This window comes from Kitasatospora sp. NPDC093550 (assembly GCF_044764985.1).
Lineage (GTDB): Bacteria > Actinomycetota > Actinomycetes > Streptomycetales > Streptomycetaceae > Kitasatospora.
Genome location: NZ_JBIWJF010000001.1, coordinates 738,665 through 760,158, shown reverse-complemented (window position 1 = coordinate 760,158; position 21,494 = coordinate 738,665). Strand labels below are relative to the sequence as shown.

Genomic DNA, 21,494 nt, shown 5'->3' with positions numbered 1-21,494 from the left:
ACTGATCCACCCCGAAGGGCTTCACCGTTCGACTTGCATGTGTTAAGCACGCCGCCAGCGTTCGTCCTGAGCCAGGATCAAACTCTCCGTGAATGTTTACCCGTAATCGGGTCGACACCCGCGTTGAGCGGCACGGCAACCCCCGGAATAAGGCGGCCCCGCGCACTGCGTCCTCGCTAGTGTTTATTTCAAAAGGAATCTCCAACCCCGATCAGAAGACCGAGGCCGGGGATGTCAACATATCTGGCGTTGACTTTTGGCACGCTGTTGAGTTCTCAAGGAACGGACGCTTCCTTCGGACCGCCTTCCAGCGGGCCCTCCGGGCTTCGTTCTTTCGTGTTTCCAGCTTATCAGATGTTTTCCGCTCCGTTTCCCGGAGTTTCTTTCATCGGATTCGCTTTCCGCTTTGTCACCCCGGTCTCCCGCGGCGACTCCGGAACTGTACGGGGACCTACCCATCACATGCAAATCGCCCCCGCCCGGACTCCCGGACAGGGGCGATTCGCTGGTCGAGCGCCGTCAGGCGCGGCCCATCTCCTCGGCGATGGCCTCCGCGAAGGCGTCGATGTCGGCCTCCGTGGTGTCGAAGGAACACATCCAGCGCACCTCGCCGGTGTGCTCGTTCCAGAAGTAGAAGCGGTAGCGCTTCTGCAGTCGCTCGCTCACCTCGCGCGGGAGGATCGCGAACACCGCGTTCGCCTGGACCGGGCGGACCACCTCGACGCCGTCGATGCTCCGGACCGCGGCCTCCAGGCGGCTGGCCATCGCGTTGGCGTGGCCGGCGTTGCGCAGGTAGAGGTCGCCCGAGAGCAGGGCCTCGAACTGGACCGACACGAAGCGCATCTTCGAGGCCAGCTGCATCGAGGTCTTGCGCAGGTACTTGATGTTGCGCACCCGCTCCGGGTTGAGCACCACCACGACCTCGCCGAACAGCAGGCCGTTCTTCGTCCCGCCGAAGGAGAGCACGTCCACGCCCACGTCGGTCGTGAAGGCGCGCAGCGGCTGGCCGAGCGAGGCGGCGGCGTTGGCCAGGCGCGAGCCGTCGACGTGGACGAGCATGCCCAGCTGGTGGGCGTGCTCGGTGATCGCGCGGATCTCGTCGGCGGTGTAGAGGGTGCCGAGCTCGGTGCTCTGGGTGATGGAGACCGCGAGCGGCTGCGCGCGGTGCTCGTCGCCGTAGCCCCAGGCCTGCTGGTCGAGCAGTTCGGGGGTGAGCTTGCCGTCCGGGGTGGGGACGGTGAGCAGCTTGATGCCGCCCATCTTCTCCGGCGCGCCGCCCTCGTCCACGTGGATGTGGGCGGTCTCGGCGCAGACCACGGCGCCCCACCGCGGGAGCAGCGACTGGAGGGCGACCACGTTGGCGCCGGTGCCGTTGAAGACGGGGTACGCCTCCGCCTTCTCGCCGAAGTGGCGGCGGAAGACGTCCTGGAGGTGGGCCGTGTAGTCGTCCTCGCCGTAGGCGACCTGGTGGCCGCCGTTGGCGAGGGCGATCGCGGCGAGGACCTCCGGGTGCACGCCGGCGTAGTTGTCGCTGGCGAAGCCGCGGACGGCGGGGTCGTGCCGCCGTACCGCGTCCGTACGGGTGAGGTCGGTCATCGGGCTGTCAGCCACAGGTGCTGTCCGTTCAGTTCTGCTGCGGGGCGGTCCCAGAGGCCCGCGAGGTGGTCGGCGAGGTCGGCGGTGTCGGTGAAGCCGGCGAACTTCGCCTCCGGCTTCTCGGCCCGCATCTCGGGACTGACCAGCGCCTTGATCACCAGGATCGCAGCCGCCGCGGTGGGCTCGCCGTCCGGGGCGGTGGTCTCCTTCTTGAAGGAGTCGGCCATGGCGAGGGTCCAGGCCTCGGTGGCGGCCTTGGCGGCCGCGTAGGCGGCGCCGCCCGCGGTGGGCTTGTGGGCGGCCGCGGCCGAGATCATCGCGTAGCGGCCGGACTCGCTGCGGACCAGCGCGGGCTGGAAGGCGAGCGAGGTGTGCTGCAGGGTGCGCACGACGGTGTCGTGCAGGAAGTCCCAGTCGTCCAGGCGGCTGTCGAAGAAGGTCTTGCTGCCGCGCCAGCCGCCGACCAGGTGGATGAGGCCGTCGACGTGCCCGTGCTCGGACTCCAGGTGGTCGGCCCAGTCGTGGACCTCCTGCGGGTCGAGCAGGTCGATGACCTGGCCGCTGATCTTCGCTCCGCGGACGGCCACGCGGGTGGCGTCCAGGGCGGACTCCAGGCGCTGGGCGTCGATGTCGGCGCCGATCACGGTCGCGCCGTCGGCGGCGAGGCGGCGCAGCACCGCGCGGCCGGCCGGGCCGCTGGCTCCGGCGACGGCGATGACCTTGCCGGCCAGCGGGGCGTTGGTGGAGGTGGTCACGCGGCGACTCCCTGGATGCCGTTACCGGTGATGCCGGTGGTGGAGGCGATGACGCCGCTCAGCTTCTTGTTGAGGGCTTCGTAGAACATGCTCAGCGGGAACTCGTCCGCGAGCACGGCGTCGCACAGGGCCTTGTTGAGGGCCTTGCCGTCGGTGATGTCGAGCGGCAGCGCCTCGGGGCCCTTGGCCCAGGTCGAGGCCGGGTGCGGGGTGAGGTATTGCGAGACCAGCTGGTAGGCGGCGATCCAGTGGGCCGGCTTGGGCCGGTCGATGCCGTCGCGGTACAGCTTCTCGATCTCGGCGCAGAGGCCGTTGGTGACCTGCGGGGCGCGCTCCCAGTCAATGCTGAGGCGGTTGTCGCGCCAGCGCAGCGCGTCGTGCTTGTGCAGGTAGGCGAAGAGCAGCTGGCCGCCGAGACCGTCGTAGTTGCGCACGCGGTCACCGCTGACCGGGAAGCGGAACATCCGGTCGAAGAGGATCGCGTACTGGACGTCGCGGGCGTGCGGGTTGCCCTCGGACTCCAGCTGCACCGCCTCCTTGAAGGTGGTGAGGTCGCAGCGGAGCTCCTCCAGGCCGTACATCCAGAACGGGCTGCGCTGCTTGATCATGAAGGGGTCGAACGGCAGGTCCCCGTGGCTGTGGGTGCGGTCGTGGACGAGGTCCCACAGGACGAAGGTCTCCTGCGCGCGCTGCTGGTCCTTGAGCAGGCCCTCGGCGTCGGCGGGGATCTCCAGGCCGAGCTGCTGGACGGCGCTGGTGGTCACCGCGCGGAAGCGGGCGGCCTCGCGGTCGCAGAAGATGCCGCCCCAGGTGAAACGTTCCGGCGCCTTGCGCACGGCGACCGTCTCGGGGAAGAGGACGGCGGAGTTGGTGTCGTAGCCGGCCGTGAAGTCCGTGAAGGTGATCGGCACGAACATCGGGTTGTCGAAGCGGGTCCGCTCCAGCTCGGCCAGCCAGTCGGGCCACACGACGCGCAGCAGGACGGCTTCCAGGTTGCGGTCGGGGTTGCCGTTCTGGGTGTACATCGGGAAGACGACGAGGTGCTCCAGGCCGTCCTCGCGCTGGTCGGCGGGCTGGAAGGCGAGCAGCGAGTCCAGGAAGTCGGGCTCCCGGTAGCCGGTGTCGGCCCACTTGGCGAGGTCGGCGTCGACGGCGGTCAGGTAGGCGGCGTCGTGCGGGAAGTTCGGAGCGAGCTCCTTGACGGCGGCGCGCACGGTGGCGACCAGCGGGTCGACGGTGTGCCGCTGGACGGCGGCCAGGTCGATCGAGCCGTCCTTGGACTGCAGCGGGCGCAGCGACTCGACGGCCTCCTTCAGGCGCAGCCACGCCGGGTGGCCGGCGAGGGTCGAGACCGGGGCGTCGGCCGCCGCAGCGAGCCTTGGCGAAAGATTCTGCATCGTGGACTCACTTCGACAGGAGTTATTTCAACGGGGACACCATAAGTACGAAAGGTTCTCCCGTTCAAGGGGGTCTGGACGGGCAAAGCTGCGGCGAGACGCCGCTCCGGCCCGAAAACCTGCGCCGGGAGGCCCCTTGTCCGGCATGTGGACGGTTGTCTGGATGTTCTGGACAGATGCGCCGCTGTGATGCGAACCTCCCCGCATGCTCCCGGCGGTGATCACGGTGGCCGAGCGCCACGACAGCCCGTTCCGGGCGCCCTCCCGTCGACGCGTCCGCTCCTGCTGTCGCTGTCGCACGTGCGGCCTCCGCTGCCGCTGTTGCTTCCGTCGCCGCTGTTGCCGCTGTTCTTGATCCGGCTGTCGTCGATGTCGCTGCGGCCGCCGGTCGCGGTCCGGCCGCCGTCGCCCCGGCTGCCGCCGGTCCGGCTCGGGGGGCGCCGCGGACACGGGCCCGTACGCCGACCATGCCGTGTGTGTTCCGGCGCCGCCACCGGGGGGAAGTGACCCGCCGGGGCCAGGCCGCCCCGAGGCACCCCCCGTCCCACGTTCCTCCCCTCCGTCCCGCCCGGCCCTTCCTCTGGAGCTCCGCCATGACCCTCCGCAAGCCGTCCGCCGTACTGTCCCTCGCCGCGCTGGTCACCGCGGCGGCCGTGCTGAGCGCGTGCGCGCCGCAGGACCCGAAGTCCGACGCCGCCTCCGGCGCCCCGGGCGCGGCCGGCACGGCGGCGGGCTGCGCGCCGGGGGCGCTGGCGACCCGCACGGCCGGGACGCTGACCATCGGCACCGACAAGCCCGCGTACGACCCCTGGTTCTCCGAGGACAAGCCGGAGAACGGCAAGGGCTTCGAGTCCGCCGTGGCGTACGCGGTGGCGGACAAGCTGGGCTACCCGAAGTCCAAGGTGAGCTGGGTGGTCGCGCCGTTCGGCAAGGCGACCGCGCCCGGCGCCAAGGACTTCGACTTCGACGTCAACCAGGTGTCCATCAGCGACGAGCGCAAGCAGGCCGTGGACTTCTCCTCCGGCTACTACGACGTGCGCCAGGCCGTCATCGCGCTGAAGAACTCCAAGGCGGCGGGCGCCAAGAGCATCGCCGACCTCAAGGGCGCCAAGCTCGGCGCCCAGGTCGGCACCACCAGCCTGGACACCATCACCAACACCATCAAGCCGAGCGGTCAGCCGGCCGTCTTCGACTCCAACGACCTGGCCAAGGCCGCGCTGAAGAACGGCCAGGTCGAGGCCTTGGTCGTGGACCTGCCGACCGCCTTCTACATCACCGGCGCCGAAGTGCCGGAGGCCCAGGTGGTGGGCCAGTTCGAGGCGGCCTCGCGGGGCGAGCAGTTCGGCCTGGTGCTGGACAAGGGCTCCAAGCTGACCGGCTGCGTGTCTCAGGCGGTGGACGCGCTGCGCTCGGACGGCACGCTGGCGAAGCTGGAGAAGCAGTGGCTCTCCGACGCCGTCTCGGCCCCGGTGCTGAAGTGAGGGCTGACACGGGCTCCGGCACGGACGGGGACGCGAGGACGGACGGGGACGCGACGACGGCCGGCGACGCGACGACGGCCGGGGCGGTGGCCGGGGCGCTGACGGAGGCGGCGGCGGAGGCCGACGAGCCGAGGAAGGGCGCCCGCGGCACCGGCGGGGCGGGCGGGGCCGACGGGGACGACGGGTACCGCCCGTCGGAGCGGCGGCTGGCGCACGAGGCGTACCGGCGCGCCCGGGCCCGCCGTTCGGCGCTGATCGCCGCCGCGTCCACCCTGGTGACGGCGGTCGCGCTCTACCTGCTGATCGTCAACTCCCCCGGCTGGGAGGTCACTCGGCGGACCTTCTTCAACCCGGACTACGCCCGCCGGGCGCTGCCCGAGGTGCTGAAGGGACTGCGGCTCAACCTGGAGCTGATGCTGGGCTGCGGGGTGCTGATCCTGGTGTTCGGCCTGCTGCTCGCGGTGCTGCGCACGCTGCGTGGGCCGGTGTTCCTGCCGGTGCGGCTGCTGGCCACCGCGTACGTGGACTTCTTCCTCGGGCTGCCGATGATCATCTGCTTGCTGGTGATGATCACCGGGGTGCCGGCGCTGCGGCTGACCGGGGTGACCACCGACCCGCTGCTGCTGGGCGGGGCCGCACTGGTGCTCACGTACTCGGCGTACGTGTCGGAGGTGTTCCGCTCCGGCATCGAGTCGGTGCACCCGAGCCAGCGGGCCGCCGCGCGGTCGCTGGGGCTGACCAACGCCCAGGCGATGCGGTACGTGGTGCTTCCGCAGGCCGTCCGGCGGGTGGTGCCGCCGCTGCTCAACAACCTGGTGAGCCTGCAGAAGGACACCGGGCTGGTCTCGATCGGCGGTGCGATCGACGCGGTGTACGCGGCGAAGATCATCGCGTCCCGCTCCTTCAACTTCACGCCGTACCTGCTGGCGGGTCTGGTGTTCATCGTGCTGACCGTTCCGCTGACCCGGTTCGCCGACTGGCTGACCTCGCGGATGAACCGTCGGCAGTTCCAGGGAGGTGCGGTGTGACCGCGGCGGTGCTCCGGCTGGAGTCGGTGCGCAAGACCTTCGGCGCCCAGGTGGTGCTCCGCGACGTGGACCTCACCGTGCCCGAGCACTCGGTGACGGCGCTGATCGGGGCCTCCGGCTCCGGGAAGTCCACCCTGATGCGGTGCGTCAACCTCCTGGAGGGCATCGACGACGGCGCGATCTTCCTGGACGGCGAGGAGATCACCGATCCACGGGCGGACGAGGACGCCGTACGGCGCCGGATCGGGGTGGTGTTCCAGGCGTACAACCTGTTCCCGCACATGACGGTGCTGCAGAACGTCACGCTCGCGCCGCGCCGGGTGCACGGGGTGGCGCGGGCCGAGGCGGAGGCCCGGGCGCTGGAGCTGCTCGAGCGGCTCGGGCTGGCGGCCAAGGCCGGGGAGTACCCGGACCGCCTCTCCGGCGGGCAGCAGCAGCGCGTCGCCATCGTGCGGGCGCTGGCCACCGGCCCGCGGCTGCTGCTCCTGGACGAGATCACCGCGGCGCTCGACCCGGTGCTGGTCGGGGAGGTGCTCGCGGTGGTGCGGGACCTCAAGGAGCAGGGGATGACGATGGTCATCTCCACCCACGAGATGGGCTTCGCGCGCGAGGTCGCCGACCAGGTCTGCTTCCTGGACGGCGGTGTGGTGCTCGAACAGGGCCCGCCGGAGCGGGTGTTCGGGGATCCGCAGGAGGAGCGGACCCAGCGGTTCCTCAGCCGGGTGATGGCCTCGGGCCGGCTCCACGGCTGAGGCCCGGCGGCCCCACGGGGGTGTGCGGCCGGGCGGGAGGAGGTGTGCGGCCGGGCGGGAGGGGGTGTGCGGCCGCGCTGGCGGAGGTGTGCGGCCAGGAGCTTCGCAACGACGGCCACAACCGTGCGCCCCCGTGCGCGCCCTGGCCGCACCGCGGCGGCAGCGGTGATCGTGGGCGGGACGACTGTCGACGACCGTCGCCGTCGCCCGCCACCCCGGGAGGCCGCCGTTGCACGGACCCATCCTCGTCACCTGGCTGCTCGCCCTCCTCACCGCCGCGGCGGGCGCCACCTGCCTGGTCCGGCTGCGGCACTCCCCCTGCCCGGCGGGCGCGCACCGCCCGCGCACCCGGGAGTCCGACGCCGCCGAGGCGCTGATGGGGCTCGGCATGGCGGCGATGGCCGTCACCGGCGCCACCGTCCCGGCCGCGGTCTGGGCCGCGCTGTTCGGCCTCCCCGCCGCCGCCTTCCTGCTGGCCGCCGCCCACGCCCCGGCCGGCCGGGCCCACCGGCTGCACCACGCGGTCGGCGCGCTCGCCATGACGTACATGGCCCTCGCGATGGCGGCGCCCCCCGGCGGCCCCCCACACCACCACCCGGCCGGTCTGGGCGTCCCGCTGCTGACCGGCGTCCTTCTCCTCTACTTCGGCGGGTACACCCTCTGGGCCGGCAGCCGACTGCTGCGCACCCCGGCCGGCACCGTCGCGATCGGCACCGCCGGTCTCCCGCACGCCTGTCGACTGACCATGGGCATCGGCATGTTCGCCATGCTGCTGACCATGTGACGGCCCCGCCCGCAGCGCGCCGAGAGCGCCCCGAGTGCGTGGCGTTGGTCACTGGCCGGTCGAAAGCCGTTCCACCGGACGTCGCCGACGCATAGGTTGGCGGGGAGCGCGTTGTCGCGTTCCGTGCGTACTCGGGGAGCCCATGCGATGCCTGCCCTGATCGGCCTGCTGCTGCTCGGACTGCTGCTCTCGACCACCGCGCCCCGCCTGCTGGCCCGGGCCCGCTGGGTGGAGCGCGAACCGGTGCTGGCGCTGCTGGTGTGGCAGTGCCTGGTGGTGGCCGTACTGCTGTGCTGCGCGCTGGGGCTGGTGCTGGCCGCCTCCGCCGCCCTGCCCGAGCTGCGCGCCCTGGTGTTCTCGGGTGCCCCGTACGGCGTCGAGGCCGCGTACGGCTTGCAGGACGCCGAGGGCTGGGGCCGGCTGTGCGCCGCGGTGCTGGCGGCCGGCGGGGTGCAGACCGTGCTGGCGCTCACCCGCGAGGTCCGTACGGCCAAGGCCCTGCGCGACCGTCGCCACGCCCAACTCGCCACCCGGGCCCCGGAGTTGCCCGAGTCGATCGAAGTCTCCCGGAGCCGGCGCGAACGGCTGGTGGTGCTGGAGAACGTCCGCCCGGAGGCGTGGTCGCTGCCCGGGCCGAACTCCCGGCTGGTGGTCACCACCGGCGCCCTCCAGCAGCTGACCGACCGGGAGTTGGCGGCGGTGCTGAGCCATGAGCGCGGCCACGTCCGGGCCCGGCACCACTGGCTGCAGCAGTTCTCCCAGGCGCTCGCCAGCGGATTCCCCGGGGTGCGGGTGTTCAGCGCCTTCCGGGACCAGGTGGCGGAGCTGGTCGAGCTGGCGGCCGACGACCGGGCCGCCCGCCGCCACGGCCGGCACACCACCGCGCTCGCCCTGGCCGAACTCAACCTGGACCGTGGGGTGTTCGGCTCCTGCCCGCCCGGCCTGGCCCAGTCCCCGAAGCGGGTGGACCGGCTGCTCGCGGGCCGCCCCCGGCTCTCCGTGTCGCACCGGCTTCAGCTGACCGTCGCGGCCCTCGCCGCGCCCGCCGCCGCCGTGCTGCTGGCCGTCGCCCCGGGGCTGCGCTCGTTGTTCTGAGCCCGCTCGGCCGGACAGACGGACGGCGGAACGGCGGAACGGCGGAACGGCGGAACGGCGGAACGGCGGAACGGCGGAACGGCGGAACGGCGGAACGGCGGAACGGCACAATGAGACAACGGCAGGACGAGCCCAGCGGCCCCGGCGGCCGGAACCCCCGCCCCGATCAGTCCAGCGGCTCCGGTCAGTCCGACGGGGCCGGGCAGGCCGCACCGGGGCCGCCGAGGGTCTGCCCCAGTACCTCGCGGTGGAGCGGCCTGGCCTGCTCGTAGCGCTCCCGCCCCGCCTCGGTGAGGGTGAGCATGATGCCCCGCCGGTCGCTCTCGCACATCGCCCGGGTGACCAGTCCGGCCTTCTCCAGGCGGGCGATCAGCCGGGACAGCGCGCTCTGGCTCAGATGGACGGTGGGGGCCAGCTCGCTCACCCGCATCGCGTGGCCGCCGCCGGCGCCGCACCCCTCGACGAGGCGTTCCAGCACCTCGAACTCGCTCATGCCCAGCCCGAACCGCTCGCCCAGCTCGCGGTCGAGCGCGCAGGCGGCCGTAGCGTGCCGGGCCAGCAGCTCGCGCCACTCGGCGACGAGACCGGCCTCCGCCGGGGAGTCGAGTTCAGCCACGGCGCCACCCTAGCACATGCACCGTAAATTATTGCGTTCACATCTAATTCATTTGCATTGAATGCATGCGCATGTACTGTCCTTCTCATGACCACCGCGACCGTCACGCCACCTGACGCCCCGTCAACCAGCGAACCGCACTGGACACCCCGCCTCTGGGGCACCCTGATCGTGCTCTGCGCCGCCATGTTCCTGGACGCCCTGGACGTCTCGATGGTGGGCGTCGCCCTCCCGTCCATCGGCGCCGAACTCAAGCTCTCCACCTCCACCCTGCAGTGGGTCGTCTCCGGCTACGTGCTCGGCTACGGCGGTCTGCTGCTGCTCGGTGGCCGAGCCGCCGACCTGCTCGGGCGCCGCCGGGTGTTCCTGGTCGCCCTGGCCGCCTTCGCCGCCGCCTCACTGATCGGCGGCCTGGTCGACGACGGCGGACTGCTGATCGCGGCCCGCTTCCTCAAGGGCGTCAGCGCCGCCTTCACCGCCCCGGCCGGCCTGTCGATCATCACCACGACCTTCGCCGAGGGCCCGGCCCGCAACCGGGCGCTGTCGATCTACACCACCTGCGGCGCCAGCGGCTTCTCGCTCGGACTGGTCCTGAGCGGCCTGCTCACCTCGGTCGGCTGGCGCTGGACCTTCCTGATGCCCGTCCCCGTCGCGCTGCTCGCCCTGGTCTTCGCGGTGCGCCTGCTCCCCCGCCCCGTCGAGGAGCCGGCCAAGGGCGGCTACGACGTACTGGGCGCGATCACCGGCACAGCGACCGTACTGTTGCTGGTCTTCACCGTCACCGAGGCGCAGGGCGCGGGCTGGCTGAGCCTGCGCACGCTCGGTTCGCTGGTCGTGGTCGCCGCCCTGGCCGCCGCCTTCCTGCTGGTCGAGAGCCGCACCGCGCACCCGCTGGTCCGGCTGGGCATCTTCCGCAACGGCTCGGTCGCCCGGGCCAACCTGGTCGCCTTCGCGATGACCGGCGCGTACGGCGGCTTCCAGTTCGTGGTCACCCTCTACCTTCAGCACCTGCTCGGCTGGTCGGCCCTGCAGATGGCCCTCGGGCTGCTGCCGGCCGGTGCGTTCATCGCCCTCTCCGCGCCCTTCATGGGCCCGATCGTGGACCGCTTCGGCACCGGGCGGCTGCTGCCGATCGGCCTGCTGGCCCTGGTCGGTGCCTTCGCCCTCTTCCTGCGGCTGGACGAGCACAGCTCCTACCTCGCCCTCGTGCTGCCCTCGATGCTGCTGCTCGGCGTCGGCTTCGCGCTGGCCTTCCCGTCGGTGAACATCGCCGCCACCGACGGCGTGGCCGACGAGGAGCAGGGCCTGGCCTCGGGCCTGGTGAACACGGCGATCCAGGTCGGCACCGCGGTGGTACTGGCCGGGGCGACCGCGATGATCACGGCGGGAAGTGCGGGCGGCGACAGTCCGCAGGCCCAACTGGACGGCTACCGGCCGGCGCTGGTGTTCGTCACCGCGGTCGCACTGCTCGGCCTGGTGGTGGCGACGATCGGCGCGCTGGTGGACCGGCAGCGGACTCCGGCCACTGTCCGGGGTTCGGTCCCCGCCCGGGACTCCGGCGCTTCCGCGGGTTCAGCCGCCCTGCCGGTGGCTGACTATGATGACCCGTCATTCGGGTCGACGACGGCCCGGACCGGAGTCCTGGCCGAGCACTGACCGCGCGGGCAGTGCCCGCAGCCGTCTCCCGGACCGTCCAACAGTGGCGCCGGCTCCACCAAACCCCCGTGTTGGTGGAGCCGGCCGTCTTCGTGCCGACCACCCGGGGGCGCCCTTCGGGCGCGGTTCCGCGGGGCGGCTGCCGGCCTCGCAAGTATATTGGCTCGGAGCCAACGAACGTTCGGAGCAGTCACGATGGCACCTCGCGGGGATTCGGTCAATGAGGAGATGCGGCAGCGCTCCCGCCGCCGCATCATGCGCGCCACCGTCGAGCTGGTTGACCAGCGCGGTTACGCGGGCACCACACTGACCGACATCGCCGAGCGGGCCGGCCTGGCCCGCGGGCTGCTCTCCTACTACTTCGACGGCAAACGGCTGCTGATGCAGTCCGCGACGCACCGGATGATGCACCAGTCGCTGTCCGGCGCCCTGGCCGAACTGGCACCCGACGCCACCCCCGAGGCCCGGCTGGCCCGCGCCATCGACGCCGTCCTCGCGCTGGCGATGGACCACCCCCGGGTGATGCGCTCGCACCTGGCACTGATCCTGGACCCGGACACCGGCGCCTTCGTCCAGGACCCGGAGCAGCAGCAACTCGGCGCCGTCCTGCAGGGCCTGCTGCGCGACTGGGGCGCGCCGGACCCGGTCGCCGAGCACGCGGTGCTGCGCAGCGCGCTGATGGGCGGCTGCATCGGGGTGCTGCTGCCCGGTGCCGAACTCCCGCTGGCCCCGATCCGGGCCGACCTCTTCCGCCGCTACGACCTCGCCTGGCACCTCGGCAGCCCGCCGCAGCCCGAGCCGCCGGAACGCGAAAGGCCGCCGGCCCGCGGTTGACGGCGGGTGGCGGCCTGCCAGGGGCAGCCTGCTGCCGGGCGGCCGGCGGCAGGAGGCCGCGCGGCGGAAGACCCGGTGCGGGAGGGTCCGGTACGGGAGGGCCCGGTGCAGGTGACTCCGGTACGGGAGGGTCCGGCGAGGGGACTCACCGGTGCCCTTCGGCCGTGGGTCAGCGTTCCTTCAGGATCGAGGCGAGCAGGTCTATGGTGCGCTCCGGCGTGAGGCTGTCCACGCAGAGCCGCTCCATCACCTGGATGTAGGCGTCGACGTCGTCCCGCTTGTCCAGGTAGAGCGCGCTGGTGAGCTGCTCCAGGTAGACCACGTCCGCGAGGTCCTGCTCCGGGAAGCGCAGGATCGTGAACGCACCGGACTCGCCCGCGTGCGCGCCGAAGCGGAACGGCATCACCTGGATCACCACGTTGGCCTGCTCCGCGACGTCGATCAGGTACTGCACCTGACCGCGCATCACCTTGGGCCCGCCGACCGGCCGGCGCAGCGCGGCTTCGTCGATGACCGCCCACAGGCGCGGGCTAGTGCCCTCGGTCAGCAGCTTCTGGCGGCGCAGCCGGAGGCTGACCCGCCGCTCGACCTCCTCCTCGCTGATGACCGGCCGACTCTGGCCGAAAACCGCCCGCGCGTACTCCTCGGACTGCAGCAGACCGGGGATGAACTGCACCTCGTAGGTGCGGATCAGCTGAGCGGCCTCCTCGAGACCGACGTAGGTCTGGAACCAGCCCGGCAGCACGTCGTTGAAGCTGTGCCACCAGCCGGACTTGTTGGCCTCGCGGACCAGGCCGAGCAGGGCCTCCCGCTCGATGCCGTCGTCGACGCCGTACAGGCTGAGCAGATCGGCGACGTCGCGCTCCTTGAAGCTGACGCGGCCGAGTTCCATCCGGCTGATCTTGGACTCGGAGGCCCGGATCGCGTAGCCCGCGTCCTCGCGGGTGATGCCGCGCGCCTCACGCAGGCGACGCAGCTGCGAGCCGAGGAGGATCCGGCGGACCATCGAGCCGCCGCCCGGCTGAACTGTGGTCATGCGGTCGAAACCTCCACCTAGGGCAAACAGCGCACAGTCTGCCATCAGTTGAGCGCTCACGGTGCCGATACTGACGGATGTTCCTATCAGTTCTGCACTCCGCGCACCAGGATGCACGTGCATCCGGCGCTTGCATATGCCAATAGTGCGACTGCACGTGAATCGACTCTTGCATCTGCAGTGAGCGCACACCACCATGGTGCACGTGCACCTGCACATCCCTGGCAATCCCGCGGGCTCCGCGTCGACCCCACGCGCGACTCCGTGCACCGGCCCGACGGCGTCCCCCGCGCCATCGGGCGTTCGAGTGCGCGCGCGTGTGGTCGAGGGGCGGCCGAGCGGCCGAGCGAGTCGGAGGTGACCGGCATGACCCCGGCGGGTCCAGCCGTGTCCGCCCCCTTATGGGAGGAGCTCTTCATGAGCACCGGTACGGCTTTGGCGGTTGACCCCCATGTGGTCACCTGTACGCTCGCTCCTCGCTTCGAAGCCGTCAGAACCGCGCGCGAGTTCGCCCGCACCACGCTCCAGCGCTGGGGGCTGACGGAGCTGTTCGACGACGTCGCGCTGGTGGCGTCGGAGCTCGTGACCAACGCGCTCCGGCATGCGATCGGCGCACGGCCCGACCCGTCGGGCGGCGCCCCGGGCGGGTACGACTTTCCCACACAGGCGACCCCGGACGGGCGGCTGCCGATCCGAATAAGCCTCGTGCACCGCGCGCCCCAGGTGGTCTGCGCGGTGAGCGACCCGAGCAGCATCGGCCCGGTGGCGCGGGAGGCGGACTTCGTCGCCGAATCCGGTCGCGGGCTGCACCTGGTGGAGTCCTTCAGTCGCTCCTGGGGCTGGCACCCGCTCGGCAGCGGCAAGGTGGTCTGGGCCATGTTCGCGGCGGAGCCGGCCGACGGCCCGCTCGACGGACCCCCGGAGATCGGCGGACGTTCGGCGCTCGACGCGCTCGGCGGGCCGGTCGACCTGGGCGGACGGCATCGGCGCTCGGCCTAGCGCCCGCCGGTGCGCGCGGCGTCGCGCGGCCGCTCGTGCGGACGGTCGCACCGCCGGTCATGAAGTCGATCGCGCCTTCGGTGAGGCACCCGGTCGCACCTTCGGCGGGACAGTCGGTCGCACCGTCGGTCATGCGGTCAGCGACCTGGTCGGTCATGCGGTCGACCGGAGGAAACCCCGGGTGGAGCAGGCCCCGGGCCGTTCTGCCGGGCCCCGACGACGGTCGGACCCCCGATCACCCCGTCGGCGCCGGAGGATGCTCGAAGCGCCACGGGCCCGTGTGCCCGAAGCCGGTAGCGTCGTGGGCGGCAGCGGAAAAGACAAAGGCCGTCGCGGTGTCGGCACCCACGACGGCCCCCCGATGGTGAAGCACGGCAGCCGGTCAGACCGCCAGGTGGTCGAACTCCCCGTCCTTGGCCCCCAGCAGCAGGGCGGCGATCTCGGCCCGGGTGTAGATGAGGGCCGGACCGTCCGGGAAGCGCGAGTTGCGCATCGCCACGTCCCCGCCCGGCAGGGCCGCGAACTCGACGCAGTTGCCCTGGGAGTTGCTGTGCCGGCTCTTCTGCCAGACCACCCCCTTGAGATCGGCGGCCGCCATCCCGTTGTAGGCGTCGTACGAGCCGTGCGTGTTCTGCGAGTCGTGCATAGAAATCTCCCGAAGAGCTCCGGAGTTGTCGTCCAGCGCGGCGCCCCCGGCACCGCCGAACGAACGGACCGGCCCCGTACCGGCCCGGCACAACGCCTCACTTGACGCGATGATAGCTGCAGTGCACGTGCATCAGCACGGGACATTGCAGGTGCACGAGGCTTTTCACCCACTGCCCCGAACTCTTCACGGGGCCTTCTCCTGACGGTACGTAAACGGACATAGCCGACTGAATCGCCGGGATCCCGATAACCGGCCGTGAGCGGCTACCCGCTGAATGTTGATCTTCGAGCGCCGGGAGTCGCGCCGCCGTGACGCTCCGTCAGGCGACCTCCGGGCTGTGAGACATCTCACGCGCCGCGCCTGCAACGCCCTACCCCGCGGGGCGCGTCAAGGCAAGGGTCCGCACCCGTACGGGGGTTGGGCGAAGAATGTCCGTATTGTAGGCAAATCGCCCGGACCGGCGCGGGGGATGCACCGACTCCGCACCCCGACCCCGCGAAACCCGTACGGCAGCCGACTGCAGGCCGGACGGGCAGATGTCCTACGATCTCCGGCATGAGCACCGCAGCCATCCCGGGCGCGCCACTGCCCGTCCGCACTCCAGGCTCCCGTGCGCGGGGGCGCCACCGTCGTCCCGAGCGCCCCGAAATCCCCACCGGTTCCCCGGCCCTGGTGCTCGCCGTGCCCGCGACCGCCGGGCCCGAGTCCCGTTCGGTCGTCGAGGAACTGCTCTCGATCGTCCGCAGCGAGCACCACGGCGTCCAGGCCACGGTCGGATACCTCCCCGGCGACTCCGCCGAGGGCGAGGGCGGCGAGGACCGCACCGTCGCCGAGCTCCTGGCGCTGGCCGCCGAGGCCGGGCTGCCGATGCCCGTCCTGGTGCCGCTGGTGCCGGGCCCGCACGGCTTCCTGCCCGAACTCCACGCGCTCGCCGCCGAGTACGGCGCGCCGGTGACCGACGCGCTGGGTCCGCACCCGCTGCTCGCCGAGGCCGTGCACGTCCGGCTGTCCGAGGCCGGGCTGGCCCGCGCCGACCGGGCCCGGCTGTTCGCCATCGCGACCGCCGCGGACGGTGTGGTCCTGACCACCGTCGGCGGCGAGGACGCGGCCGCCGCGGCCGGCATCACCGGTGTGCTGCTGGCCGCCCGCCTGGCCGTCCCGGTCGTGGCCGCCGCCCTCGACGTGCCCGGCTCGGTGGCCGCGGCCGTCGACCACCTCAAGGAGACCGGCTCGCAGCGCCCCGCGCTGGCCCCGCTGGTGATCGGACCGGAGGCCGACTCCGAGCTGCTCGCCGCGGCCGCCGAGGAGACCGGCTGCCCGTCGGCCGCGCCGCTGGGCGCTTACCCGACTGTCGGCCAGCTGATCGCCTCCACCTACCTGGCCGCGCTGCCCGCGCCGTCCGCCGAGGACCTGGCGCGCGCCGAGGCGGAGGCGGCGGCCGCCGCCGAGGCCGAGGGGGCCGTGGAGGGCACCCGTGGCGCCCACGCGGCCGCCGAGGGGCCCGTCGGCCAGTAACGGACACCGCGCGGCCGTCCGCGCGCACAGAGGGCCCGGAACGCGGTTCGCGTTCCGGGCCCTTCGCCGTGCCCGCTCTCCGTTTGCCCGACGACCTGCCCGCCCGCCGGACCGCCGGCCCGGCTTGCCCGCTCCGTGCCGTACCGGAACAGTACGGGAGTTAAGCGGACAATGAAGAGGAATGTCCGTTCTGTTCTATTCATCGGGAAATGGCGGACACTTCCCCGGCGCCCCCCGGCGCACCCTCCGGCGCTCGAATCGCGGCGACTCCCCCGGATCGACGAGCGCGCCCCCTCGCGCTTCGACGCACCGTCACGTATTTCCTGAGGCAGGGACAGTTTTGGATATCCGCCGGGGAATTGCCGGAAAATGATCACTGAGAGACCATTCTCGATCATGAATTCCGACCCATTGGGCAGTTCCCGCTAAACCGTGATGCGCATCACAGCTATTTGCAGTTTTAACTTAAGTCTGCTTAACGTGCTCCCCGTTCGTGACCACACGGACCCAGTTCATCCGCAACGCCGAGTCCTGCCGTCGGATGTCCTGGCAGCGCGAATAACGCACCACGGCAGGAGCGGGGGACCCACAGGTAAGTCGCCCCGGACCGGTCCTCGGAACGGTTCAGGGCTAGGGGTGAAGCCGCGCCACGCGCGGCCGGGCAACTCCAGCCCGAATCCGACAGCTCACCTCGCAGGCGTGGGAGAGGACCGCGTCTTCATGCTGCCCACCAACGGCACTCGCCTGTCCAGCCGCACCCGCCGCGTGATCGCCGCCATCGGCGTCGCGGGCGTCGGCCTCACCGTCCCCTGCCTCGTCTCCGGCACCGCCTCCGCCGCCTCCGTCGCCACCTGGGACAAGGTCGCCCAGTGCGAGAGCAGCGGCAACTGGAGCATCAACACCGGCAACGGCTTCTACGGCGGCCTCCAGTTCACCCAGAGCACCTGGTCCGCCTTCGGCGGCACCGCCTACGCCTCGCGCGCCGACCTGGCCACCAAGGACCAGCAGATCGCCGTCGCCGAGAAGGTGCTCGCCTCGCAGGGCCCCGGCGCCTGGCCGGTGTGCTCGATCCAGGCCGGCCTGACCAAGGGCGGCACCCCGGCGGCCGTCGACACCTCGGCCGCCGCCAAGCCGGCCGCGCCCGCCGCCCCGGCCGCCAAGCCGGCGCAGACCCCCGCCCCGGCCGCGAAGCCCGCCAAGCCCGCCAAGCCCGCCGCGCCGGCCCAGGCCGACGCCCAGGCCTCCAGCGACTCCGCCGCCACCAACTGGGCCCAGAAGCACCAGCAGTGGGCCCAGGACCACGACTACACCGTGGTCGCCGGCGACTGGCTGTCCTCGATCGCCGACAAGCACAACGTCCAGGGCGGCTGGCAGCGGCTGTACGAGCTCAACCGCAGCACCCTGACCGAGGGCCCGGACACCATCTACCCGGGCCAGCACCTGACCTTCGGTGACGGCGACCAGGCCCAGCAGTCCGCCTCCTCGGACAAGTCCGGCTCCGACTTCACCTGGTTCAACCGCCCGCAGAAGTCCGGTCAGTCCGCGAACGGCGGTTCCGTGAACGCCAAGCCGGCCGCTCAGACCCAGACCCAGGCCGCCAAGCCGGCCGCCCCGGCCCAGGCCGCCACCGGCAGCATGGCCGCCGCGGTGTCCTTCGCCGAGTCCAAGGTCGGCCAGGCCTACGTCTACGGCGGCACCGGCAACGGTGGCTGGGACTGCTCCGGCCTGACCCAGGCCGCGCTGCGCGCCGCGGGCATCTCCGTCCCGCGCGTCGCCGCCGACCAGGCCGCCGCCAGCACCCACGTCTCGCTGGACAGCCTGCAGCCGGGCGACCTGCTGTTCTGGTCCAACAACGGCAAGGACTCGGGCGTCTACCACGTCGCGATCTACGTCGGCGGCGGCAAGTACGTCGAGGCCGCCAACCCGAGTGCGGGCGTGCGCGAGCAGACCATCGCCAACTGGGCCCCGGACTTCGCCGGCCGGGTCTGAGGACACGGCGTCACAGCTGACGACTGACGGATGACAGCTGACAGGTAACAGCTGACAGATAACAGATAACAGATAACAGATTTCAACATCTGTCAGCTGTCAGCCGTCATCCGAAAGCCGGCAGCCCACCGCCCCGGGAGGAGTCTGGTCGCTCCTCCCGGGGCTTCGGCGTATCCCCGTGGTGAAACCCGGTCCCAACGGGCATGCTGCTGCTCTGCACCCGAGGAGGAGTCACATGGCCCAGGTCACCGTCACGCTCGACGCGAACCTCGCGATCGACGCGATGATGCTCTCCGGTACCAAGAACCCGCAGGACGCCGTCGAACTGGTCCTGCGCGACTACCTGGCCCGCGGCCGCCGCACCGAGACCCGTACCGGCGAAGCGGCCGACGGCCACCGCCTCACCGTCGACCGCCCGAGCGCCCAGGAGGGCTGAGCCGGCGTACGCGAAGGGCCCCGGAGAGCAACTGCCCTCCGGGGCCCTTCCGTTGGCCGTACGGCCGACCGCAGCCCGGGGCGCGCCGCACGCACGCCCACGAGCCCGCAGCTCAGGACCCGGGCCCGCCGCTCAGCGCGCGCAGGCCCCGGTGGACCCGCGCATCACCAGCTCCGGCTGGAACATGAACTCGCCCCGCTGGGCGGCGTTCCCGCCGACCTCCTCCAGCAGCGCGTCCACCGCCGCCGTGGCCATCGCCTCGACCGGCTGGCGGATCGTGGTCAACGGCGGCTCGGTGAAGGCGATCAGCGGCGAGTCGTCGAAGCCGACCACCGACACGTCCTGCGGCACCGACAGCCCGCGCTGCCGCACCGCCCGGATCGCCCCGAGCGCCATCATGTCGCTCCCGCAGACGATCGCCGTGCAGCCCTTGTCGAGCAGCGCGCCGGCCGCCGCGTGCCCGCCCTCCACGCTGAACAGCGTGTGGTGGACGAGGTTCTCGGCCTCCTCCCGAGTGCGCCCGAGCACCTCCCGCATCGCCGCCGTGAAGCCTTCTATCTTGCGCAGCACCGGGACGTACCGGCGCTGCCCGACGGCCAGCCCGATCCGCTCGTGCCCGAGTTCGGCCAGGTGCTGGACCGCCATCCACATCGCGGCCCGGTCGTCCGGCGAGATGAACGGCGCGTCGATCTTCTCGCTGAAGCCGTTGATCAGCACGAACGGCACCCCGCGCCCGGCCAGCCGCGCGTAGCGGTCGTGGTCGGCGGTGCTGTCGGCGTGCAGCCCGGAGACGAAGACGATGCCCGCCACGCCCCGGTCCACCAGCATCTCCACCAGTTCGTCCTCGGTGGAGCCGCCAGGGGTCTGGGTGCACAGCACCGGCGTGAAGCCGTGCCGGCTGAGCACCTGCTCGATCACCTGCGCCAGCGCGGGGAAGATCGGGTTGCTCAACTCCGGTGTGATCAGCCCGATCAGCCCGGCACTGCGCTGGCGCAGCCGGGTCGGCCGCTCGTACCCGAGCACGTCGAGTGCGGCCAGCACCGTCTGCCGGGTGGCGGCGGAGACGTTCGCCTTGCCGTTGAGCACGCGGGAGACGGTGGCTTCGCTGACCCCCGCCTGTGCCGCGATGTCTGAGAGTCGCGCCGTAGTCACGGTCCCAGAGCCTATTGCAACCACGTCAGACCGCCCACCAGCCGGTGCTGTCCGGAGCGAGCACCGTCTCGCCGCCGTCCACCACGAGGTCGGCCGAGGCGAGCAGCAGCCTGCCCGGGGCCGCTATCCGCACCGGCTCGCCGGTGGTGTTCACGGTGCACACGAAGGACCCGCGGCGGAACGACAGGGTGCCCTCGGGGCCGTCCAGCCACTCGACCCCGGTGCCGGCGCCGAGGTCGGCCTGCGCCCGCCGGACGGCCAGCGCGCTGCGGTAGAGCTCCAGGGTGGAGGACGGGTCGCCGGTCTGCGCCTCGACGCTCAGTTCGGCCCAGGTGGCGGGCTGCGGCAGCCAGGACGGGCCGCCGGCCGCCGGCCCGAAGCCGTACGGGGCCTCGGTGCCGGACCACGGGATCGGGACGCGGCAGCCGTCGCGGTAGCCGTCCTGTCCGGCCTGGCGGAAGAAGGACGGGTCCTGGCGGACCTCGTCGGGCAGGTCGGTGACGTCGGGCAGGCCGAGTTCCTCGCCCTGGTAGATGTACGCGGAGCCGGGCAGCGCGAGCATCAGCAGGGTGGCGGCGCGGGCGCGGCGCAGGCCGAGTTCGCGGTCGCCGGGGGTGCGGATCTGGGTGCCGAGGCCCGGCTCGTTGGCGAAGCGGGTGGCGTGCCGGGTGACGTCGTGGTTGGACAGCACCCAGGTGGTGGGGGCGTCGACCGGGCGCATCGAGTCGAGCGAGAGGTCGATCACCTCGCGCAGCGCCGTGGCGTCCCAATCGGTGCCCAGGTACTGGAAGTTGAACGCCTGGTGCAGCTCGTCGGGACGGACGTAGTTCGCGGTGCGCTGGACGGTCGGGGTCCAGGCCTCGGCGACACCGATCCGCTGGCCCGGGTACTCGTCGAGGATCTTGCGCCAGCTGCGGTAGATCTCGTGCACGCCGTCCTGGTCGAAGAACGGCATGACGTCGTTGCCGAGCAGCTTCAGCTGGTCGGAGCCGCCGAGGTCGGGCAGGCCGGGGGCCTTGACCAGGCCGTGGGCGACGTCGATGCGGAAGCCGTCCACGCCCATGTCGAGCCAGAACCGCAGGATCGAGCGGAACTCGTCGGCGACGGCCCGGTTCTCCCAGTTGAAGTCGGGCTGCTCGGGGGCGAACAGGTGCAGGTACCAGTCGCCGGGGGTGCCGTCCGGGTTCTCGGTGCGGGTCCAGGCCGGGCCGCCGAAGATGGACTCCCAGTCGTTGGGCGGCAGTTCGCCGTTCTCGCCCTTGCCGGGGAGGAAGTGGTAGCGGTCGCGCAGCGGGGAGCCGGGACCCTCGCGCAGGGCGCGCTGGAACCACTCGTGCTGGTCCGAGGAGTGGTTGGGGACCAGGTCGACGATGATCCGCAGGCCCAGGCCGTGGGCGTCCCGGATGAGGGCGTCGGCGTCCAGCAGGGTGCCGAACATCGGGTCCACCGCGCGGTAGTCGGCGACGTCGTAGCCGGCGTCCGCCTGCGGCGAGGCGTAGAACGGCGAGAGCCAGACCGCGTCCACGCCGAGGTCGCGCAGGTACGGCAGGCGGCTGCGGATGCCGGGCAGGTCGCCCATGCCGTCGCCGTTGGAGTCGGCGAAACTGCGCGGGTACACCTGGTAGATGACCGCGTCCCGCCACCAGCCTCTGGACGCGCTGACGTTCGCCTCGTGAGCGGTGTCGGCGGCAGGCCGGGAGGTGTCGGCCAGGTTCTGGGTCATG

Annotated in this window: 19 protein-coding genes, 1 rRNA gene and 1 riboswitch; of the genes, 11 read left to right on the top strand and 9 right to left on the bottom strand. The window is 71.9% G+C overall.

Annotated features, from left to right (window positions below; genetic code table 11):
* The 4 genes from ACIRD3_RS03210 to ACIRD3_RS03195 all read right to left on the bottom strand — a co-directional run.
* Positions 1-93: ribosomal RNA gene (locus ACIRD3_RS03210) — 16S ribosomal RNA — on the bottom strand; the annotation flags it as partial.
* Between the two features lie 426 nt (positions 94-519).
* Positions 520-1,596 carry a threonine aldolase family protein gene (locus tag ACIRD3_RS03205; protein ID WP_402210813.1) on the bottom strand — a complete coding sequence of 359 codons (1,077 nt, stop codon included), beginning with the start codon at positions 1,594-1,596 and terminating at the stop codon, positions 520-522.
* On the bottom strand, positions 1,593-2,351 hold the full coding sequence (locus ACIRD3_RS03200) for an SDR family NAD(P)-dependent oxidoreductase (protein WP_402210707.1): 759 nt from the start codon (positions 2,349-2,351) through the stop codon (positions 1,593-1,595). Before ACIRD3_RS03200 ends, ACIRD3_RS03205 begins: the two co-directional genes overlap by 4 nt.
* Positions 2,348-3,748 (bottom strand): DUF6421 family protein, encoded by a 1,401-nt coding sequence (locus ACIRD3_RS03195; protein WP_402210704.1) that lies wholly within the window; start codon positions 3,746-3,748, stop codon positions 2,348-2,350. Before ACIRD3_RS03195 ends, ACIRD3_RS03200 begins: the two co-directional genes overlap by 4 nt.
* 593 nt (positions 3,749-4,341) lie before the next feature.
* Between ACIRD3_RS03195 and ACIRD3_RS03190 the strand changes: the two genes are divergently transcribed.
* From ACIRD3_RS03190 to ACIRD3_RS03170, 5 genes are all read left to right on the top strand, one after another.
* Complete coding sequence (locus ACIRD3_RS03190; RefSeq protein WP_402210701.1) at positions 4,342-5,229, top strand: ABC transporter substrate-binding protein; 888 nt, start codon at positions 4,342-4,344, stop codon at positions 5,227-5,229.
* A 206-nt stretch (positions 5,230-5,435) separates the two neighbouring features.
* Positions 5,436-6,257 carry an amino acid ABC transporter permease gene (locus ACIRD3_RS03185; protein ID WP_402210810.1) on the top strand — a complete coding sequence of 274 codons (822 nt, stop codon included), beginning with the start codon at positions 5,436-5,438 and terminating at the stop codon, positions 6,255-6,257.
* Positions 6,254-7,009, top strand: a complete 756-nt coding sequence (locus ACIRD3_RS03180; protein ID WP_402210698.1) for an amino acid ABC transporter ATP-binding protein — start codon at positions 6,254-6,256, stop codon at positions 7,007-7,009. Before ACIRD3_RS03185 ends, ACIRD3_RS03180 begins: the two co-directional genes overlap by 4 nt.
* A gap of 229 nt (positions 7,010-7,238) precedes the next feature.
* Complete coding sequence (locus ACIRD3_RS03175; RefSeq protein WP_402210695.1) at positions 7,239-7,793, top strand: DUF5134 domain-containing protein; 555 nt, start codon at positions 7,239-7,241, stop codon at positions 7,791-7,793.
* Positions 7,794-7,940: 147 nt separating this feature from the next.
* Positions 7,941-8,888 carry a M56 family metallopeptidase gene (locus ACIRD3_RS03170; RefSeq protein WP_402210693.1) on the top strand — a complete coding sequence of 316 codons (948 nt, stop codon included), beginning with the start codon at positions 7,941-7,943 and terminating at the stop codon, positions 8,886-8,888.
* A gap of 184 nt (positions 8,889-9,072) precedes the next feature.
* On the opposite strand, the gene ACIRD3_RS03165 is transcribed toward ACIRD3_RS03170, so the two are convergent.
* Positions 9,073-9,504 carry a MarR family winged helix-turn-helix transcriptional regulator gene (locus ACIRD3_RS03165; RefSeq protein WP_402210691.1) on the bottom strand — a complete coding sequence of 144 codons (432 nt, stop codon included), beginning with the start codon at positions 9,502-9,504 and terminating at the stop codon, positions 9,073-9,075.
* Positions 9,505-9,591: 87 nt separating this feature from the next.
* Here ACIRD3_RS03165 and ACIRD3_RS03160 point away from each other — a divergent pair, with 87 nt between their 5' ends.
* Complete coding sequence (locus tag ACIRD3_RS03160; RefSeq protein WP_402210688.1) at positions 9,592-11,160, top strand: MFS transporter; 1,569 nt, start codon at positions 9,592-9,594, stop codon at positions 11,158-11,160.
* Positions 11,161-11,388: 228 nt separating this feature from the next.
* Entirely contained in the window at positions 11,389-11,994 is a 606-nt protein-coding gene (locus tag ACIRD3_RS03155) for a TetR/AcrR family transcriptional regulator (RefSeq protein ID WP_402210685.1), read from the top strand.
* Between the two features lie 169 nt (positions 11,995-12,163).
* Here ACIRD3_RS03155 and ACIRD3_RS03150 read toward each other — a convergent pair whose 3' ends face one another.
* Entirely contained in the window at positions 12,164-13,030 is an 867-nt protein-coding gene (locus ACIRD3_RS03150) for a helix-turn-helix domain-containing protein (protein WP_402210682.1), read from the bottom strand.
* Between the two features lie 417 nt (positions 13,031-13,447).
* On the opposite strand from ACIRD3_RS03150, the gene ACIRD3_RS03145 reads away from it, so the two are divergent.
* Positions 13,448-14,029: an ATP-binding protein gene (locus ACIRD3_RS03145; RefSeq protein WP_402210680.1), complete on the top strand. Its 582-nt coding sequence runs from the start codon at positions 13,448-13,450 to the stop codon at positions 14,027-14,029.
* A gap of 382 nt (positions 14,030-14,411) precedes the next feature.
* Here the strand turns inward: ACIRD3_RS03145 and ACIRD3_RS03140 are convergent, their stop codons facing one another.
* Positions 14,412-14,675, bottom strand: a complete 264-nt coding sequence (locus tag ACIRD3_RS03140; RefSeq protein ID WP_402210677.1) for a DUF397 domain-containing protein — start codon at positions 14,673-14,675, stop codon at positions 14,412-14,414.
* A gap of 558 nt (positions 14,676-15,233) precedes the next feature.
* Between ACIRD3_RS03140 and ACIRD3_RS03135 the strand changes: the two genes are divergently transcribed.
* The 3 genes from ACIRD3_RS03135 (at position 15,234) to ACIRD3_RS03125 (ending at position 18,618) form a co-directional block, all read left to right on the top strand.
* A complete protein-coding gene (locus ACIRD3_RS03135; RefSeq protein WP_402210674.1) occupies positions 15,234-16,193 on the top strand; it encodes a hypothetical protein in 960 nt (319 codons plus the stop codon).
* Between the two features lie 512 nt (positions 16,194-16,705).
* Positions 16,706-16,906: riboswitch (cyclic di-AMP (ydaO/yuaA leader) on the top strand.
* Complete coding sequence (locus ACIRD3_RS03130) at positions 16,893-18,182, top strand: transglycosylase family protein (protein ID WP_402210671.1); 1,290 nt, start codon at positions 16,893-16,895, stop codon at positions 18,180-18,182. Its footprint overlaps the riboswitch before it by 14 nt.
* A gap of 235 nt (positions 18,183-18,417) precedes the next feature.
* Positions 18,418-18,618 carry a hypothetical protein gene (locus ACIRD3_RS03125; protein WP_402210669.1) on the top strand — a complete coding sequence of 67 codons (201 nt, stop codon included), beginning with the start codon at positions 18,418-18,420 and terminating at the stop codon, positions 18,616-18,618.
* A gap of 132 nt (positions 18,619-18,750) precedes the next feature.
* Here the strand turns inward: ACIRD3_RS03125 and ACIRD3_RS03120 are convergent, their stop codons facing one another.
* The gene (locus ACIRD3_RS03120) at positions 18,751-19,770 is read right to left on the bottom strand and encodes a LacI family DNA-binding transcriptional regulator (RefSeq protein WP_402210666.1); all 1,020 of its coding nucleotides are present in this window, start codon (positions 19,768-19,770) and stop codon (positions 18,751-18,753) included.
* A 25-nt stretch (positions 19,771-19,795) separates the two neighbouring features.
* Positions 19,796-21,493, bottom strand: coding sequence for a glycoside hydrolase family 13 protein (locus tag ACIRD3_RS03115; protein WP_402210663.1), 1,698 nt, complete (start codon positions 21,491-21,493; stop codon positions 19,796-19,798).
* Position 21,494 lies beyond the last annotated feature (1 nt).